Annotated in this window: 20 protein-coding genes; all 20 read right to left on the bottom strand. The window is 61.2% G+C overall.

Features of this window, described 5'->3' with window-relative positions; all coding sequences use genetic code 11:
- Complete coding sequence (locus PDR5_RS05905; RefSeq protein WP_064593837.1) at window positions 1-1236, bottom strand: DNA circularization protein; 1236 nt, start codon at window positions 1234-1236, stop codon at window positions 1-3.
- Window positions 1223-3118, bottom strand: a complete 1896-nt coding sequence (locus PDR5_RS05900) for a phage tail protein (protein ID WP_156669309.1) — start codon at window positions 3116-3118, stop codon at window positions 1223-1225. The genes PDR5_RS05905 and PDR5_RS05900 overlap by 14 nt, the downstream gene beginning before the upstream one ends.
- A 130-nt stretch (window positions 3119-3248) precedes the next feature.
- Entirely contained in the window at window positions 3249-3545 is a 297-nt protein-coding gene (locus PDR5_RS05895) for a phage tail assembly protein (protein ID WP_003222226.1), read from the bottom strand.
- Entirely contained in the window at window positions 3542-3889 is a 348-nt protein-coding gene (locus PDR5_RS05890; protein ID WP_007908779.1) for a phage tail tube protein, read from the bottom strand. Before PDR5_RS05890 ends, PDR5_RS05895 begins: the two co-directional genes overlap by 4 nt.
- A gap of 67 nt (window positions 3890-3956) precedes the next feature.
- Window positions 3957-5453, bottom strand: a complete 1497-nt coding sequence (locus tag PDR5_RS05885; protein ID WP_064593835.1) for a phage tail sheath subtilisin-like domain-containing protein — start codon at window positions 5451-5453, stop codon at window positions 3957-3959.
- Window positions 5453-5632, bottom strand: a complete 180-nt coding sequence (locus PDR5_RS05880; RefSeq protein WP_039771254.1) for a DUF2635 domain-containing protein — start codon at window positions 5630-5632, stop codon at window positions 5453-5455. The genes PDR5_RS05885 and PDR5_RS05880 overlap by 1 nt, the downstream gene beginning before the upstream one ends.
- On the bottom strand, window positions 5629-6213 hold the full coding sequence (locus tag PDR5_RS05875; protein ID WP_064593834.1) for a phage tail terminator protein: 585 nt from the start codon (window positions 6211-6213) through the stop codon (window positions 5629-5631). The genes PDR5_RS05880 and PDR5_RS05875 overlap by 4 nt, the downstream gene beginning before the upstream one ends.
- Before the next feature lie 59 nt (window positions 6214-6272).
- Window positions 6273-7301 carry a hypothetical protein gene (locus tag PDR5_RS05870; RefSeq protein WP_064593832.1) on the bottom strand — a complete coding sequence of 343 codons (1029 nt, stop codon included), beginning with the start codon at window positions 7299-7301 and terminating at the stop codon, window positions 6273-6275.
- Between the two features lie 9 nt (window positions 7302-7310).
- Window positions 7311-7523, bottom strand: a complete 213-nt coding sequence (locus PDR5_RS05865; RefSeq protein ID WP_064593830.1) for a tail protein X — start codon at window positions 7521-7523, stop codon at window positions 7311-7313.
- Complete coding sequence (locus PDR5_RS05860) at window positions 7516-7899, bottom strand: phage tail protein (protein WP_064379038.1); 384 nt, start codon at window positions 7897-7899, stop codon at window positions 7516-7518. Before PDR5_RS05860 ends, PDR5_RS05865 begins: the two co-directional genes overlap by 8 nt.
- A complete protein-coding gene (locus tag PDR5_RS05855; protein WP_064593828.1) occupies window positions 7896-10097 on the bottom strand; it encodes a phage tail tape measure protein in 2202 nt (733 codons plus the stop codon). Before PDR5_RS05855 ends, PDR5_RS05860 begins: the two co-directional genes overlap by 4 nt.
- A gap of 128 nt (window positions 10098-10225) precedes the next feature.
- Window positions 10226-10807 (bottom strand): phage tail assembly protein, encoded by a 582-nt coding sequence (locus tag PDR5_RS05850; protein WP_064593827.1) that lies wholly within the window; start codon window positions 10805-10807, stop codon window positions 10226-10228.
- A gap of 153 nt (window positions 10808-10960) precedes the next feature.
- A complete protein-coding gene (locus tag PDR5_RS05845; RefSeq protein ID WP_007964324.1) occupies window positions 10961-11467 on the bottom strand; it encodes a phage major tail tube protein in 507 nt (168 codons plus the stop codon).
- Window positions 11467-12633, bottom strand: coding sequence for a hypothetical protein (locus PDR5_RS05840; RefSeq protein ID WP_064379034.1), 1167 nt, complete (start codon window positions 12631-12633; stop codon window positions 11467-11469). Before PDR5_RS05840 ends, PDR5_RS05845 begins: the two co-directional genes overlap by 1 nt.
- 2 nt (window positions 12634-12635) lie before the next feature.
- Complete coding sequence (locus PDR5_RS05835) at window positions 12636-12821, bottom strand: hypothetical protein (RefSeq protein ID WP_064593825.1); 186 nt, start codon at window positions 12819-12821, stop codon at window positions 12636-12638.
- A gap of 101 nt (window positions 12822-12922) precedes the next feature.
- A complete protein-coding gene (locus PDR5_RS05830) occupies window positions 12923-13459 on the bottom strand; it encodes a DUF4376 domain-containing protein (protein WP_082934365.1) in 537 nt (178 codons plus the stop codon).
- Entirely contained in the window at window positions 13459-16182 is a 2724-nt protein-coding gene (locus tag PDR5_RS05825) for a phage tail-collar fiber domain-containing protein (protein WP_237233808.1), read from the bottom strand. Before PDR5_RS05825 ends, PDR5_RS05830 begins: the two co-directional genes overlap by 1 nt.
- Window positions 16183-16818, bottom strand: coding sequence for a phage tail protein I (locus PDR5_RS05820; protein WP_064593823.1), 636 nt, complete (start codon window positions 16816-16818; stop codon window positions 16183-16185). It lies immediately after the preceding gene.
- Window positions 16815-17810: a baseplate J/gp47 family protein gene (locus PDR5_RS05815; RefSeq protein ID WP_064593821.1), complete on the bottom strand. Its 996-nt coding sequence runs from the start codon at window positions 17808-17810 to the stop codon at window positions 16815-16817. The genes PDR5_RS05820 and PDR5_RS05815 overlap by 4 nt, the downstream gene beginning before the upstream one ends.
- Window positions 17807-18139 carry a hypothetical protein gene (locus PDR5_RS05810; protein WP_007954853.1) on the bottom strand — a complete coding sequence of 111 codons (333 nt, stop codon included), beginning with the start codon at window positions 18137-18139 and terminating at the stop codon, window positions 17807-17809. Before PDR5_RS05810 ends, PDR5_RS05815 begins: the two co-directional genes overlap by 4 nt.
- Between the last annotated feature and the right edge of the window lie 8 nt (window positions 18140-18147).

The raw sequence follows: 18147 nt of genomic DNA, 5'->3' as shown, positions 1-18147 counted from the left end.
TTACTCCCTGGAAACTTTGACTTCGTTGGGTGGGAAGCTCGGATGAGACAGACCGTTGCGCTGAATGACCTCGGTCACACGGGTGGCGTCGCCAAACTGTTTGTAGGCCACGACCACTGCCGGAAAGGTTTCCTGAAAGGTTTTGCTGACCAGTCGCACACCGGATGAAGCCACGGCCTTGAGGTGCGCGATCAGCGCTTCCTTCACATCGGCGATGGCCTGGTAGTGCGCGGGGTCGGCCTTGTCCTGGGCCTTTTGCAGCGCTTCGCTCAACTCTTTTTGCAGCGTTTGCAGATCGTCGGTGACCGGCACTTCCTGACGCGTGACCGGCTGCTTCGATTGCTGGTCCAGCGAAGGTGTCGAGGTCAGTTTCACCGGCGTCGACGCCACCGGCATCGAGGCCACCCACTGCGCCACTTTGACGATCAGCGTGTCCTGCACCAGGTTGGCCATCGCTTGCGCCGCGGCGTTGGTGTCCTTGCCGGTGGTGATTTTCGGCGCGTCGGCCTTGCGGATGGCTTCGATCTGTTGGGACACGTCGGCAATCACGCCACGGTAGCCCTCCTTCGCGAATGCCTTCAGCTCCTTGATATCGCCGAGCAACCCCTTGAACTCCGCCGCCACTTCCTTGGGCAGCTCCTTCACGGCCCTGACCAGCTCGGTGATCTGCTTGTACTGCGCGATCAGCGGTTTGAGCTGCTCCTTGATCACGTCGTACACGCCGGTGAGGCTGTTGCGCAGATTGGCGATGCCGATCCGCGCGGCCTTGATCAGGGTCATCGCCTGTTCGAAACGCGCCACCGCCGAGCCGAGTAAACCTTCGGCCTTGATCAGCAGGACTTTTTGCGTGCTGACCGTCGCCGTCGGAAACGGCAGCGGCCGGTCGGGGTAGAACTTCAGGCTGAACGTCACCATCCCGCCGTCCTGGCGGGTGTGGGTCATGTCGCACTCGCCGACCTTGACCTGCAAGCGCCCCAGCCAAGGATGCACCAGTTCGCCGCTGCCCTGCTCCAGGGCCTGGAGCAGCTTGTCGCGCTGCTCCAGGCAATCGGCACCGATGATGAACGCCGTCAGGTCGTGGGTCTTGGCCTGCTGGCCGAGGTCCTCGAAAAACGGCAGGTCGCGTTGCGGATATTCGTGCAGCTGCCCTTTGCGACCGACCGGGGTTTTCGCCTGGTCGATCCAGAAACCGACACCGCGAAAGGATGCCGGCAACAAACGGTCACGCCAGTTCATTGGAACCTCCCATGGAGAGCGAGCGATAGCCGATGCGCGAACTGAGCGCCAGCCCCGGTTGATTGGTTTGCGGTTGATCGGTGCGTAGCCCCGCCGGCGCGTTTTCGAAGCGTACTGTCAGGCCGCCTTCGAGTTGCGTGCGGTTGTTGGCGGCGCTTTGCTGGATCAGGGCGCCTGAGGATTGCGGCAACGAACCGCCCTGCAACGCACTGCCACCCTCGGATTTCGCACTGGCACCGAAGAACGCTGGCGCCAGTTCGCCCTTGCCTTCGGCATTGGTCTGGCGTTGCGCTTCGGTCAGGGTTTCGACCTTGCCGGTGACCTTGGCGATCAGCCCGGCGAAGCCACCGTCGAACAGTTCCTTGATCGGTGCAATGACGGTTTGCAGCTTTTGCCACAGCTCGCCGAACCACCCGACAATCGGCCCCCAGCTCTCGATGATCTGATCCAGGGGTTTCCATTCGAACAGGCCGTGCAAAAAATCCACAACCGGCGCGGACAGCGCCAGCACAACACCCCACAGCGCCGAGAAAACCTCACCGATGGGCTGCCAGTACTGCGCAATCTGCTCCAGCGGCGACCACTCGAACAGACCGGTGAAAAAGCCTTTGACCTGTTGCACTGACGTTTGCAGTGCCGTCCAGATCGGTTCGAAGAATCCGACGACACCACCCCAGGCGCTGGTGATCATTTCCATCGGGAAAAAATCGAACAGTGCCCGCAGCGTATCACGGGTGATTTGCACGGCCGATTGCAGCGTCGTCCACACCGGCTGAAAGTACGCAACAACACCGCCCCAAGCGCTTGTGATCATCTGCATCGGCGAGAAGTCGAACAACGACACCAGGAATTCTTTGGCCGGTTGCGCGGCTTTTCGCAGGCTGCTGAACATCGGTTCGAAGAACCGGACCACACCGCCCCATGCACTGTCGATCATCTGCATTGGCGAGAAGTCAAACAGGTTTCTGAGGAACGCCATCACCGGCACACTCAAGGCCTTGAGCAGTTCCCAGATTGCCGAAAACAGACCGGTCAACGGTCCCCAGTTTTCCAGGATCAAGCCTGCGGGCGACCACGAGAAAACCGACTTGAAGAAGTCGATCACCGGCGCGGTCACAGCCTTGACCTTGTCCCAGATTCCCGAGAAGAAACCGGTGACCGGTTCCCACAACGCCGCCAGTGCATCCAGCGGCCGCCAGTCGAGCACCGAGCGCAACGTCGCCATTGCACTGGCTCCGGCGTTTTTCACGCCCTCCCACAATCCGGTGAAGAACGCGGAAATCGGTGTCCAGTTGGCCACGATCAGACCGGCCGCCACGGCAATGCCCATGGCGATCAGCATGATCGGGTTGGTCTTGAGCACCATGCTCATGACGTCCATCACCTGGGTCATGCCGGTCACGGCGGTTTGCATGGCGGAAAACGCAATCGCCCCCGCTGCCAGGCCTTCGACCAGTTTCGGGTTGTCGGCCAGCAGGCTGCCGACCTGGGTCAGCATCGGCTCCAGCCCGACGACCAATGCGCCCACCGCCGGCACCAGTGCGGCGTCCACCGCAGCGGATACCTTCTCCATGGATGCGCTGAACACGTTCATGTTCTGCGCGGCGGCTTTGGGAGTGTCCGGCAGGTCGACGGTTTTCGCCGTCTCGCTGACCTCGGTCAATTTGCCCTGAAACGCCGCAGCCGACTTGATGCCGTCCACGAACGGCGTAATCACGCTGCCGCCCTTGAACAGACCGCTGATGTCCAGTTTGCCGAGGCCGGTCTGTTCGAGGTTTTTCTTGAAGTCATCGACCTTCACTCGCAGGGCGCCGAGTTTGGGTGACAGTTCGTCGATGCCGGTAAGCAGCACCGACGCTTTAGCTTTGGTTTCTTCTGCCATCACTGCACCTGCTGCATCGCATTGATCCGTTGCGCGTGCTCCAGCGATTCGCGAAGCACATCCAGTGGCCTGGCCATCATCTGTTCGGGGTCAACCTTCCAGAACCAGGCCAGGTCATAGGCGACCGAAATCAGGTCGGTGATGGCTCCGACGCCGCACTCATGAAAAAACTCGCAACGGCCCAGCTCAGCGCGTTGAGGTCAGCCAGATCCAGCTGGTTGACCGACGACGGCGGAATGCCGGCGCACACGGCGATGTATTTGGCCGCCACGTCCATGTCGAGGCTGACCTCTTCGCTCTTGTCGATCTTGTACGGCAGCGCCTTGATCGCTCGCACTTCCTGCACCGTCGGGCGGCGCAGGACGAGTTCGGTCAGGGGCTCGCCGTGAGCTTCGATCGCAACCTGAAGCTTCACGGCGCCGCTCATTGCCAGGTCCCCTTGATGCCTTCGAATTTCAGTTCGATGGTGGCGTCATCGCCTTTGGAGACTGGCTCTTCGACCAGGTAGGCACCGGCCAGTACGTAGACTTTGCCGTTGCTGAATTCGCAGGTGACGGTGATGTCGGTGCCTTCGATCAGCTTCTTCAACGGGAAGTCGGCGGTGTGCAGCGCGGTCACCTTGAACGATGGCGCGATGTCGGTTTCCTTGTAGAAACCCGGCACGACGGTTTCGCGTTTGACGGCCATCAGCGGGGCTTCGCAGCCGCCATTGATAGTCAGTTGTGCACCGTCGACCTTGACGTAGCAGGTGCCTGCAATCAGTTGACCCATGGTGTTACTCCCTTCAAATAAAAAGCCCACGCAAGGTGGGCTGAAATCACAGTGTCAAACGGGCCGATCAGGCGACGTCGTCGTACTGCAGGCGGAACTGGTTGAGCAGTGCGAACACGCGCAGACCGTTGATGTAATCCGGCGGGAACAGCACGTTCACGCGGCTCGGGTCCTGCACGTCGCGCTCGACGATCAGGTGCTCGGCGAACAGCTCGGCGTTTTCCACGTGGCCTTCGAGTTCGAGCTTGGCGTACTGGGCGATCAGCTCGCCGCGAATGGTCGCCGGGGTGACGATCGGCTGGCCGGCGCCGAAACGGGTGCCGTCGGAAGCCAGTTTGTGGCGACCGTACTTGCTGGTGATCACGCTTTGCAGACGACGCACGATGAACGCCGACTGGTGCATGGTTTCGCTGTCCAGGTACGAGTTGTCGGCCTGGCCGTAAGCGTTCTTCTGGTAGGTGGTGATCGAGCGCTGGATGCGCACGTAGCCGCCTTCGTAGTACGCGGTGGCGATGCCGTAGTTGAGCAGCGACTGACGCTCGGTCAGGGTGAAGCGCTCGCTCGCCGGGGCCGGATCGACGCCCGGCAGGCTGCCACTTTGGGTCGGACGGCTGGCGTCGGCGGAGATGAACACCGCAGTGCGCGCGGCCAGTGCTGCAGCTTGTACCCACACCGGTTGCGGAACGCCCGGTTCCAGCGCCTGAATGGTCATGTGCTGGTCGTTGCGTGCCTGACCGGCTGCCACCAGCGTGCCGACGGTGCCGCGCTTGGCGCTGTAGACGTGACCGAACAGTTGCTTGGCCCACGACCAGCGACCGGTGCTGTCATCCATCACCGCTTGCCAGGTGTTGAGGGTGGCCAGGTCGGACCATGGCAGCGCGATGAATTCGAATGGCTCGTCGCCCAATGCCGCAACCGCTTCAACCTGGTCAGGCACACCGACGCCGCCGGTCATGGCGGTGATCGCGGTGGTCAGGCCGGCCGGGGTTTCTTCGCCGTTGCTCTTGCCCAGGCGATTGAATTGCAGGCTGATGTCGTTGCCGCTCTCGCCGGTCCATTTGGCGTTCAGAGTGACGACGCCTTCAGCGGCCGCAGCGCTCACCGGCAGATCGGCGGTGGCGTTGATTTTCTGTGCCAGGGCGGTGGCCGCCTGGGCAGCGGTGGCACCGTTGACCACGGTGGCCTGGACGCGAACGCCGCCGACATACAGGTTGAGCACGCCGGCCTGAGTCGCGGTGCCGGTCAGGGTCAATACGCCTTTGGCGATGGCGCCGGTGGCGTTGTGCAGGGGCAGGCACCAGATCTCACCGATCGGGTCGGCCTTGCGGAAGGTCTCGTACATCGACGCGAGCATCGAGCCCTGGCCGCCAATGCTCTTGGCCAGCGCCACGCTGGAGACCAGCACCAGTTTGCCGACTTCGCTCGGAGCGATGTTGTCGTTGACCTGCGCCACGATCAGGCGGCGCATGGACGAGGACGCGCTATTGGCGGCCGAGTTGTCCATTTCGGCATAGAACAGCGGTACACGAATGTCCGCAGGGATGTTGCTGAATCCGATCGCCATTATTTGGCTCCCTTTTGTTTGGCTGTTGCGGTTTTGAGGGTGATATCGCCGTCGGCCAGACGCCGGCGCCACCAGGCGCTGTCCAGCACTTCACGGCCTTCCAGTGGCAGCAGGTCGCCGGCTTCCGGGTCCGGCACGGCACGGCCAGGGGCCGGCACTACGGTGATGCGGTTGCTCATGGGGTTACGTCTCCAGAGAAAGTCATTTCCACGCGCCCGTCAGGGCCCGGGCGTTTCAGGTTGGGGTCGGCCGGGTCGATCGCATCGACCCGCACGGTGGCCCCGGTAAAGGACGACAAACCGTCCAGTTCGCGTTCGTGCCAACTCTCCGCAGGCTGACTTGGCAGATTGCGGCCCAGCTGGAACTCGGCAAAAAAGCGCAGCCGGTAGAACGCGCGGCTGCTGTTGATCGAGACCGTTTCGCCGCCGTCGTAAACGATGGCGCTGTAGTTGGAATCGGGTTTGAAACCCACCAGCGCACGCCACAGTTCGGCGCGCAGGTCGTGCAACAGATCCAGCGCTTTTGTGGCGTCCGTGGCATCGAGTGCCAGGATGATTTCGAAGCGGTCACGGATCGGTTGGCTGTAGGAGTTCTGTGCGGTGCTGGCGCTGGCTACGTCGGCCAGCGGTGAAACATGGGCCGAGGGCATCGGCAGATTCGGGTCGCCTTGCAATAGCGCCAGGTCGACACCTGTCGCGATATGGCCGGCAAGGCTTGGGCATTGCGCACGCAGCTGCGTGAGGATCGGGGAGATCTTCATGGGGAGCGTTCCAGGTTTTGTGAATGACCACAGAGAGGTGTGGCGGTGAGACCGGGGGATCAGTCCTTGGCTTTTGCCTCGGGATCCCGGCCGGTCGCTTCGATCAGGCAGCGATAGCTTTCCTCGCGCTTGCCGCTGGCCGTGACCTTTTCAATCGACCAGCGACCGCGCATGAAGTCCGGCCAGGTATCGTCGAGTACCAGCAGACCTTCGGCTGCCAGCAGTGGATCGCCCGGGCAGGTGACCTTCAGCTTGTATTTCTCGCGCAGCATCTTGCGCACTTCGGCCTCGCCGATGGCTTTGGCTTCTTCTTCGCTGGCCAGTTTCTGGCGAATGACCTTGTAGGGTTCGGAACCGGTGATCACCTCCCGCAGCTTGCCGAGAGCACCGTCCCAGAATGAGGTTTTGCAACCCTGATTCTGGGTGCGGGCAGTCTCTTCCAGCGTGGCGCTGATGAAGGCGTGATCGCCCGGTCGATTGTTGTGGGTGACCGACAGCCTGACGTCCGGTATGACCTGGCCCGACAGGTTTTTGAGCTGTGCCGGTTTCGCCAGTACGTAAAGGTCGTTGAACGGTTTGGCCACCGCGTCGTACTTTTTCGCCAGGCGTGTGATGAAGCTCATGTCGGTTTCGTTCGACTGGTCGACATGGGCGATCCTGATCAGCGCCAGTTCGGGATCCACACGCGGCGAGAATCCGTGTCTCGAGACCAGCTCGCGAAACAGTCCGCCAAGGGTTATAGGGCCATGACTGGCCGTGCGCCGTTCCTTGAATCCGGTGTCGTCCTTGCCGCTGAAAGGCGCGGCGGTCGCGACCAGCGTCAGGCGCAGCGGGAACAGCGTCGGCGTCAGTCGGGTCACCTTGAACTGGCCTTTTTCCACCAGTCCGGTCTCCAGATAGCCCACTCGCAGGCCGATGGTTCCGCCCAGGGTCGGCAAGCCTTCAAGGCCTTCCAGATCGAGCACCAGCGTCAGTTGATCGGACTCCATTCCAGCGGCATCGATGTGTTCCCAACTGATCAGGCGCTGGTTGAGCAGGTCCTTGTTGGCGCCGTAGATTTCAATCGCCGGCGTAAATCCCTGTGCCATGCAGCCTCCTTAATCCCAGGCCAGAACCGGTTTGATTGCGGCCGGTCTGCTGTCGAGTTCCGGCAGCGTCACCCAGACACCTGCCGGCAGGATCGGGCCGTGCTCGGCCAGGGTCGGGTTGAGTTTCCAGAGGGTTTCTTCGGCGCTGTCATCGCTGCGACCGGTTTCGCGGTAGAGCAACAGATTCAGCGAGTCACCGGCCACGCTTCGTACCTTACGCATTGTTGAACTCCGACAATCCGATGACCCACTTGATCACCATCGCGGTGCCGTCATCGATGACCTCGCTCTGGTTTTCGTCGATGCTGTTGATCCGCCACAAACCCCAGTTGCGGCCGATGCCGTCAATCAACGGCAACGGTGCACGCAGTGCTTGCAGCGCACGCAGTTCATCGAGCCGTTCCATCCCCACGGCGTACATCGAGGTGCCGGAGATGGTCAGGGTTTCAGGCTTCTGCCCTGTCTGATGGGATCTGGGTTTGCTGTTGAGGATCTGCAACTCGGTCCAGCCACCCTCGGATTTTCGCGACAGCGTGCTGTACGCAAAATCCCGGGACAAACCGAAGATGAAACTGCCCAGTGCCATTTGTTGTTTCATGTACCGGCTCCGTCAGTCAGGGCTGCATCGCGGCGCGTCCCGAGTGGGTTACCGCCCATTAGCAGCGGCATGAATTGGCCATGAAACTGGCCGGACAGCTGTTGCTCGATGATCGAATGAATTTGCTGGGCCGTGTCGGGCGCAGGACAGGTGACCTGGATCGTCGGAGAGAAGGAAACCTGCTGGTTCTGCGTCTGTGCACCCGCCAGGTCTTTAGCGACTTCGGCCGGCGGGGCGAGTTTGTCCGGCGCGGTGGTCGTCAGTTTCTCACCCAAAAAACCTCCTCCTTCAGCGCCCAGCCATCCCCCGACCAGTCCACCAATCAGACCGCCAAGTGCCATGCCCGGCGCCAGTCCCACACTTCCTATGGAGGCGCCGATCGAGCTGCCGGCGACTGCGCCGGCCCACGCACCACCGGCGGCACCGAGTCCTTTGCCAATCTGTTGTTTGTCACCGCTGGCAATACCTTCGGCGACAAGCGAAGCCCCAATCGCCGCCTTCGCCTGCCAAGGCATCCAGCGCGAGGCCGGCTGCACCGATGCAAGCACAGGCTCCAGCCGCGGTGTAGCAACCCTTGCAGTCTGTTCGAGTATTTTCAGACCGTTGCCAGCGCTGGCACTGCGACCGGTCAGAGCCAGGCCCTGAGATTCAGCCACGGCAGTCGCAGAGGTTGCTGCGGACAAACCGACCCTTGAACGACCGGGAAGATAACGGGCGGCTCTATCCACGATCCCTTTGCCGACACGATCTTTCAGCTCCCCGACCACCGCATCGGTCACGGCGTCGAACACCGGTTTAATCCAGGCCGTCGCCGTCAGAACAGCACCCGTGGCTTTCGGGTAGGTTTCGGCCAGATCGCTCAGCCTGTCTATCGAATGGCTCTCACCGGGCGTTTCGATATCCGGCGCCAGTGCATTGCCTTTGGCGACCGCCAAACGTTCCTCACGGGCATTCCTGATGTTCCACTGCCCCTGCTGAGTATCGGCAAGTGCCTGTGCAGACTCTCTTACCGAGCTTTTATCACCCAGCTTCGATGTCGCGTATTGGCTTTTGTCGCTCACGAGGTAAAAGGCTTCATTCACCTTGCCCAGGTCCTGGGACAGCGACAACGCGGCCTCTCCACTGTCCGCGAACAAGGTCCGGGCCAATGTCGAGCGCTGTTCCACCGGTCTGGCATTCAGCGCCGCAAGCACCGATAGAACGGCGCCTTGGGCATTTTGCTTATCAGGATCACGCATGGCTTCGGCCACTGCCTTTGGATCCAGCCCCAGTTGCTCCCAGGCGCCCCTTTCGGTAGTGGACGCTTGATCACCCTTACCCAGTGCATCGGAAATGTTCTTCAGCGCATTGCCGGCATCGTCTTTTTTCGTGCCACTGTTAAGCAACGCTGCTGTCAGTGCTGCCGCCTGTTCAGGTTGCAAACCTGCGGTGACCGCCGCCTCGCCCGACTGCTGCAGAACAGAACCGATATCAGCCGCCTGGACATCTCCGGGCATCTTGCCAAGATGGTTGACCGCATCCGCCAGATCCAGGGATTGATCTCGATCAAGCTTCATCGAGGTGCGCCAGACCTTCATCATCTCGCCCGCTTCCAGGCCCGTGACCTTGAACGCTGATGCGGTAATCGCCGCGTCGCTGGCAAAGGTCAGCAACTCCCGTTTTCTGTCCGCAACATTGGCCGTCTGGCTGCCGATTCCCGCTTTGGCGGCCAGCGCTTCCATCTTGACCAGTTCGACCCCGGTAGTACCTCCTGCGGCCACCAATGTCGCACTGGCCATTTTCAGGCTCGACAGTGCCATGTCCTTCCCGTCATCGCGGGAAAGCTGCGCCACACTGCTGAGAGCCGCGGCGGCCGAATCCATAGCCATAGCCGACTTGCGTGTCTCGGGAAGTTCAGCGCCTCCAGAGGATTTTTCCGGCGTTTTCTGCCCGCCGGACGGCTCACTCTTCGCTCCGGCATTCGCTGTCTGCGACAACGAACGCAGAGCGGACAGCGTCACGCTCAATGCATCAATTGCCGTTGTCAGCAAAACGATTTTGCTGCTTGCCGTGAGCAGCGCCTGGCGGAGGCCGCTGTTCTGATCCACCGCAAATTGCCCAGCGCCTGCCCTCACCGCTGCTGTGCTCAGGCCGACATTGCCGAACGTTTCGCCTGCGGTGTCACTGGCATTCACGAGCGCATATTTGCTATCTGCCATGCCGCTCTACTCCTGTTTCACGCCAAGGCGAGTGATCGCTATGTCGTAGCGGCGCAACGCCTTTTCGGCGTCCCACTCCAGAATTTCCGCCTCACTTACCGGGTAAATGAGCGGCACGATATCGAGGATTACTTCGATGTCGCGTTCTGAAAGAAGGCCGCCGGCTGGTTTAAAAAATCGTCGATGCGCACCTGCAATTGCGTCCAGTCCGGCACGCTCAACAGGGCCAGATCGGGGATCATCAGGCCGGTGCAATGGGCGGTGATGAACTCGGCGCGTTCCTTGGCCGTTTTCAGTTTCTTCATCACTTTGGTGGCCCGCAGCGCCGGCATTTCCAGGCTCAGCGAGGTCACGGTGCGACCGGTGACGGCGAGCGGTTGCAGCAGTTGCACCTGGTCGGGATCGTCGGATTTTTCCGCGTCTTCGACCTGTTCGAGAAAGAACGATGCCGGACGGGTCGAGAATTCGTGCACGTACTGCGCGATGGTCACGTAGTCCGGGCGCTTGAGCTGGTCGAGTTCCTTGACTGACAAGCCGGTGGCCAGCAGCGCCAGTTCGAAGAACTGGTCGTCTTCGTCGTCGCCGGCGCGTTCCAGTGCTTCTTTCTGGGCGGCGTAGAACAGCGGCTTGAGCTGGATCGATTCGATCTGCGAGCCGTCGTCACCGGTAATCGGCGACAACAGGTCATGCTTGGGTGGCATCCACGACATGAAAGGAATTCCTTGGTGATTCTTGGGTACAACCTGTGGGAGCCAGCCTGCTGGCGATGGCGGCGGGTCAGTCAACATTGATGTTGAATGTGATGGCTTCATCGCGAGCAGGCTCGCTCCCACAGGGTTGGGTCTTGCTTTTCCGGCCGAGGCTTACGGCATCAGCACCGCACGACGGGCATCACCGAGGATATCGACGCCGTTGAGCACGAACTTCTGGGTGCGCACGTCGATGTCGATCACCGGCACGCCGTTTTCCAGGCGGTTGTAGGTGCGGCAGGAGAAGTCCAGCGTCGTCAGGGCTTTGCCGCCCATCTTGATTGCGTCTTCACCCATGGTTTTGAGCTTGCCGCCGATGGTGTGATACGTGAACCAGGTATTGCCGTCCTGATCCTGACCGGCTTCACGCACGTTCAGCAGAATGTCGTCGCCCAGTTTCACACCCATGGCGAGCAACACTTCTGCGCCCGTGCCCTGCAGTTTGATCTGAGCATTCAGCGGCTTGGCACTCTTGGCCATTTCCTCGACGATGAAGCGCCCGCCCGTCATGTTTTCCATGTCGAAATCGATCTTCGGCGGAGTGAATTCCTCCACGGTCGCCGACAGCGGCAGGCCTTGCAGGGTGGCCGCGATGGCCTGTCTTACGCGGTTGGTAAACATTAGAGAACGTCCTCCAGGAACTGCTCGATGATTTCATCGCGGGCGTTGAGTTGATAAACCATGTGTTCGTTCGGCGCGTAGCGGCCGTAGTCGATGACCACGTACCAGGTGCCGTTCTTGTACTTCTCGACGCTGTTGAGTTCCGGGTGCAGATACACGCTGCCGCCGGGAATGGTTTCGTCGGCGACCAGGGTCTGCAGCCAGTCGTTGATGCGTTTGACTTCCTGATCCATGAACGACTTGGTCAGGTTCTTGGCCATGGCTTTCTGGCCGGCCTTCACCAGCTTGCGGCTAATGGCGTCCTCCAGACCGACGTAGCTGATGAACTTGCCGGTGATCGAGCGGTTGCCCAGCAGCGAGAAGCCGCCAAGGATGGTGCGGGCGTAATAGCTGACGCCGTAGCGGTTGAGCAGATCGCCTTCGGTGGAGGTGTCGAGGATGTTGTACTCAACGACCCGCGACACGTCTTCGGCGTAGGTCACCTGGTTGCCCGGGCTTTCCCATTGCTTGACCTTGGCCAGCGCGGCGATCGCCAGGCTGGATGGCGCGAGGAATACGTTTTTCTTCGCGGCTTTCGAGTACACGGCCGGCATGTTGTGCACCACCAGGCAACGGTCGAAACCGAGGTCGGCACCGCCCAGTTCCTGGCTGTACAGCACCTGATCGGCGACCGAGACGTCCTTGCCGTCCAGCACCACACGGGCCTTGATGCGTTTGCCGAACGAGGCGAACTCGCTGGCCACCGCCTTGGTGCCGGTGAAGCCCGGTGCGCCGATGATGGTCAGGTCTTCCGGGACACTGCCCAGTGCCGCCAGACCGAGCTTGCGGCCGGTCGCCGGCTCAACACCGCCGATCACGGCGTTAACGGTATCGGCCGGAGTCGCGCCCGCTTCGACGATCACCACGTAGACCGGCACCTTGACCACTTTGAGGATCTGGTAAACGGCGTGGTACAGGGTGCCCTCTTCCGAACCTGTCGGATCGAGCAGCGCGTGGGTGGTGAAGCTGTTGATGCGAAACGGTGCGTTGCGCGGAATCAGCGGATCGGCTTTCGGCGCGGTGCCGACCAGACCGATAACGTTGTCACCCAGGCCACCCATGGCCTCGGGGGATTCGGTGGCATTGACGGTAATGCCGTTGTGCTCGAAGTTCAGAACCTCAGCCATAGTCAGTCAGCCTTCTTGGCAGCGGCCTTCACGGCCTTGGTGGTAGTTGTTTTCAGCTCCAGTCGACCGGCGCTGTGCAGCGCACTGGCCTCGACATCGAGCAGATCGAGTTCCTGGCCGACGCTCGACCAGTGCCCACCGCCGGTGGGGAATGGAACGAGCACGGTGTAGGTTTGGCGGGTTGCCATTTTTCGTTTCTCCATAAACGGGAAAGCCCCTCGTTGGGTGGGGGCTTGGTGGGTGTTGAGTGTTTTTTGGGGGAAAGAAAACGCCCCGGGATGCGGGGCGTTTATTTGAGATCTGCGGTATCGGCAGACGATGAGTCCGGCCAACCCTCGGTAAGCATTTCGTCGTGGTACTCGCCTGTCTCGATTGCGCGTAACAACGTCAGCTCCCGGTCAAAGCAAGCCTGGACGTGCGCCCGTACTGCCTTCGCAATATCGATGATTTGCGCAGCGCCAATCTCGACGAATCCTTTCGTTGTTTTGAAATTGCAGCGGTATTCAGGATCGAAAATGGCTGAGAGCCCCATGCTTGCGATCAGCGCCTGGCTGTCGCGGGTTGTCTCGATTTGCAGGCTGCCGACGACAATGCCGACGCCCTCCCGAGCGAAGCGCTCAGCCGCCACAGCGGCCTTGAGTTCATCCAGCGAGACCACCGGAACGCCTTCTGGCGCAAAACGCTCGCCGTCGTACAGCCAACCCTCTTCGACCTCGCCGGGGCATTCGATCCAATTCATATCCGGGTGAAACATCGTCTTTATGTCGCCGTCGGTTTCGAACAACTGAACGGCCTTACCCATGTAAAGAAGGGCGTATTTTTTCATCAGGCGTATTCCTCGAAAATCACAACACCGCCAGCGCCCGGTGCGCCGTTGCGCGCTGCCATAGATGGGCCGTTGGCCACACCACCACCACCGCCCCCGTATCCCGTACCGTTCTGAATCGAAGCGCCGATACCGTACCCACTTCCCCCTGCACCAAGTGGTCCGCTACCGCCATGACCAGCCAGAGTCGACCCATTGACGGATATACCGGGATATCCAGGCGCACCAGGCATGTTGAGTAAATTGCCTCCAGAGGATGGCGCCCCCGGATAGCCGCCCACGTACAAGGCATAACCTACCGTCGATACAGCAATAGAAAAGATTGACCCCAGACCGCCCGGGGCAGACAACAGTGCCCCCACCGAGGTGGCGCCGCCTGTACCGCCACTGGTTCCTGTTGTGCCTGAAGCCGTTCCAGCGATCCCGCCGAGCCCTACGATTACCGACTGACTCGCGCCAATGTCCGCTGCCGTAAGTAACGCTTCCGCATAGCCACCAGCCGCGCCACCACCAGACGCCGAGACTTGGCCAGCTGCCGTAGCAGACGCACCGCCAGATCCTGCACCAGCGCCCACAATTCGAATCCTCACCTTCTTCATCCCCGGCGTCGGAATGTAGGTGCCGTTTTCCGTGAATTTCTGAATATTCAGAAGGCGTCCAAACTCGTTTTTAATCACCCGCTGCTCAAGCGCGGCGATATCAATCGTTCCTTGGTTAACCGGTGTGTTCCAGGCCTTGATGCACCACATCACCGCCAAGTTGTGCGGCCGAGTTTCGGTTGAAGTTCGCGCGACTCTTGATGCGTCAAAGACCATCGAGATGGGCGCGTTTGTCGCCCCACCACCCGGCAGAGAAACCGCGCCGTTGGTCTGGATATTGAAAGCTCCATATGCGCCGCCAGCGAGTTGCACACCATTACTGGCCGTCATAGACCCTGTAATGTTTTGCAGCGCATCAAGTTGATAGCTGCCCAATGCTCGACCCGCATCGACACCTCGCCCATGGTCCCAGCCACGCAAGAACTCACCACGCGTATCCGGTAGCCGCGTATAGCTCGCGTCGTCACCGGCAATGTTGAATTTCTTGTTCAGGTAAGCGGCAAGGTGTGGATAGAGCGCATCCTGAAACAGGCTGCCGTCCGCTTCCAGATAGCCAGGCGGCACCACGCCAGCTGGGAACGGCATCAGGGCGCCCACCGGTACCGCCGATTTCATTTTCTCCAGTTCGGCGGTCAGGGCGGCGACGTCGATGTTTCCCTGATTGACCGGAGCGTTCCAGGCCTTGATGCACCACATGACGGCGATGTTGCGGGGGCGGGTTTCTGTAGCGGCGCCGAAGTTATAGGTTCTTACACGACCGATACTCAGCTCAGCATTGTCACCTTCCGTACGCAATACCCAGTCAGCAGCCGTATCCTTCAACACTACTGTCGGAATCTCTCCGTTCGGGTCAACGGCCTGTCCACCTCCCGAGCCTGTCGGAAGGAAATGGTAGTGAGCCTTCAGACTATCCGTCTGAGAACTTCCTTGAGCACGTCCGCCATCCACCCCACGCCCATGATCCCAACCGCGCAAAAACTCCCCACGCGTCTCAGGCAAGCGGAAATTCCCGACACCCTCATCCCCCTTGTTGAACTTGCCGCCCAGATAGGCGCTCAAGTCAGGGTAAGTCGCGCTGCTCTTGACGCTGTTATCCAGCTCCAGGAAACCCGGTGGCGGCGTATCGACAGGGAACGCCACAATCGAACCCACCGGCAAAGCGGACGCCTTGGCAATCAGCGCTTCGACTTCAGCCTTGGTGTATGAGTCCTTGATGCCAAAACCGGCCAGCGTGTCGGGATTCGACCCGGCTGTCGCGCGGCCATATTCGTCGACGCTCAGACTTTTGTAAGTCCCGGCAGCAATCCCGGTGCGCCCTGCCAGCATCTTGAATGTCAGTGCAGTAGTGCCAAGAGTGATCGGCGCATTGGTGGTCAGGTGCCACAGCGAATCGCCGTTGAGCGTGCCCTCTTCCACCATCACCGTCAGGCCTGGTGTGACCTTGGCGCTGATGTTGGCATCGTTGGCCCGAACCCATTCGCCGTTGGTCACGATCCACAGACCGTTGTCCTTGGCCAGGGTCTGGTTCGGCAGCAGCACACGGTCGCCGGCAATCACCGCCACGCCGTCGATCTGCTGCGCACCGTTCAACACCACGTTGGCGGTGGCGGCGACACGTACCGACTGTTTGCCGTCGAGTTTGCCGAGTTCTTCGGCGAGGTAGCTCATGACCCACGCACGTGTGGCCTTGACCACCGTGTCATCGATCAGCAGCGTCACCAGCGAGGCATTGCTGGTCTCGAAAATCGAGCGGATGTAGAACTCTTTGCCCGAGCCGGACGTGGCCAGCACCGGTTTGAACGATTCCGGATATTTGACGATGGCATAGAGAATGCCGGTGTCGGTCCACAGACCCGCTTCACGCACATACCAGCCACCGACGTCCGGCGGGATGGTCACTTCGGCGAGCAGCCAGCTCGGATTCTTCTCGTCCTGGAACAGCGCGTTGAGCGGTCCGCGCCAGACTTCGCGTTTCAGCGCAGTAGCCGTCGCGGCCGGGTTGTAGACCGCGCCGCCGCCGTCGCCGACGGAAATCTGCGTCAACTTGATCGGTACGCCCGCTGCCTTGCAGGCGGTTTCGTAGGCAATCCCTGCGTTGGTGAGCAGGGTGTAATAGTCAGCCATTCAGGCCCCCTGAGGATAAATAGTGGATGTTTCGACGGTGTACAGCGCAGCCGCCATGAAGGCCTCGCCAGATGTCTCGAGCCCTTCGAGGAACACCGGATAAACCGTGGTCAGCTCACCGCAGAAGGTCGCGGCGCCGATGACGTGATTGCCGAAGGCGCTGAGGCCGACCGACACCGACAGCACGTCCCGCTCGCTCTTGGCATCAGCCAGGCGTCGGTCGAGACGGGTGTCGATTTCTTCGCTGTAGGGTTGTTCGCTGAAGGCTCGCACGGAAAAGCTGTAAGGCTCGCCGGGCGGTGTCTGCTCGTACCAGGCGCGGATTTCCGGCCTGAGCTGCAACCCCTTGGCGGCGTTCTCCAGCGCCTTGCGAGTGCCGGCCTGGCGCGCGGTGGGCCAGGCCAGTTCGACGGTCAGGCGCTTTTCCGCTTCCGGTGCGTCGGTGCTCCATTCGGCCACCCCGCGATCCGCTGCGAGATACGGCAGGAACGCAACGGGTGTCGAGGCCGGATTCATCAGTTCGGGAAACGGCGGCGCGACGCGATCAAGCAATGCGCCGAAGCCGATGTCGAGGGCCCGTTCCAGCGCCGAGCTGTTGGCTGGCAGCAGGGTCGGACGCGGTGTCTGATCGGTCATAGCGTCTGCACCTCGACTTCGACCGCCGTGCAGTACGGCGCTTGAAATGCGCTGCAGACGATGGGCGTCAGCGGTTCAAGAATCTGCAATTGCACGGCGCCGGCGCTGTGCAGCGTGTAGTCGATCCAGCTCGGATCGACCCGGCCTTCCAGGCGATGGCAACTGTCGGCGTAGGCCTGCAAATGCTGCTGCGCGGCGACCTTGGTCAGACCCGAATCCGGGCCCGAATTGATCTTTGCCACGACGCGGATTGTGTAGCGCTGAATCTCTGCGCCTTTGACTGTGACCTTGTCCGTCTCCGGACAAACATCGGGCCGGGCAAAGTGTTGGCGTACACCTTCGAGCAGCGTCGGGGACGGTGTACCGTCGCCCTCGCGGGCAAGCACGGTAACTTGCACTTCGCCGGGCGCGGTGCGGCGACCATTGCCATCCTTGACCTGCGCGGCGAGGCCATCCGGGGCGAAGGTGTAAGTGACGTTCACGACACCCGCATCGGTGGATTCGACTTTCACCGCCGGCCGTTCGCCGAGGGTGAACACCTCGCGACGATACTGCATCCGCGAACCCGCCGCCGGCGCATGGGGCGCCAGGTAATAGCGCAGCCGGGCGTCATCATCGCTCTCGTAGATCGCTGGCACCGGCGGGAATGCCGCCGGGTCACCCGGATCGAGCAACTGTCGCTCCAGGCCCATGTCCGCCAGCCGCGCATCAAGGTTGCTGCCGGTGGCCCACCACGCCAGCATCTGCTTGATCCGGGCGTTGTATTTGCGTTCGTGGGTTTGCAGGCGAACGCAAAAGGCCTCCAGAGCCAAGGTCAGCAGTTCGCTTTCGTTTTCCAGGCTGGTCTTGAGCTTTTCCGCGCTCTGCGGCGAACGTGCGCCGACGTACTCGACCACGAAGGTCTTGAACTCGGCGAGCAGATCCTCGAAGGCATCGACCTTGATCAAGGAGGGTTCGGCCAACTGATTCTGGCCGGGGATCAACATGCTCATGTCACGACCTCGAAAGTCTGTTGGCGGTTTTTCCAGGTGCCGGCGAAACGCAGCAGCAAACCGGCGCCCTGTCGGGTGGCGACGATCACGCCGGGCTGGAAATCGCCGATGCCGTTTTGCGGGTTGTAGAACGCCTGGGCCGCGTGGCTCTGGGCGAGTAACAGGATGTCGTCGCCCAGGTTCTGCCCCAGCAGCGTGGGGATCAGCGAACCGTACAAAGGCCGTTTTTGCCGGGTGCCCAGCGGCGTGGTCAGGGCCCGGGTCGCGCGCTGCACGAATTGCAGCCAGTCGTCGACCGTGGCCCCGCTGTCTCTATCGATTCCGATCATGGGAAGCT

It is taken from the genome of Pseudomonas sp. DR 5-09 (genome assembly GCF_001655595.1).
Lineage (GTDB): Bacteria > Pseudomonadota > Gammaproteobacteria > Pseudomonadales > Pseudomonadaceae > Aquipseudomonas > Aquipseudomonas pharyngis.
Note: the sequence above shows the minus strand (reverse complement) of the source record. Positions and strands in the feature narration are given on the sequence as shown.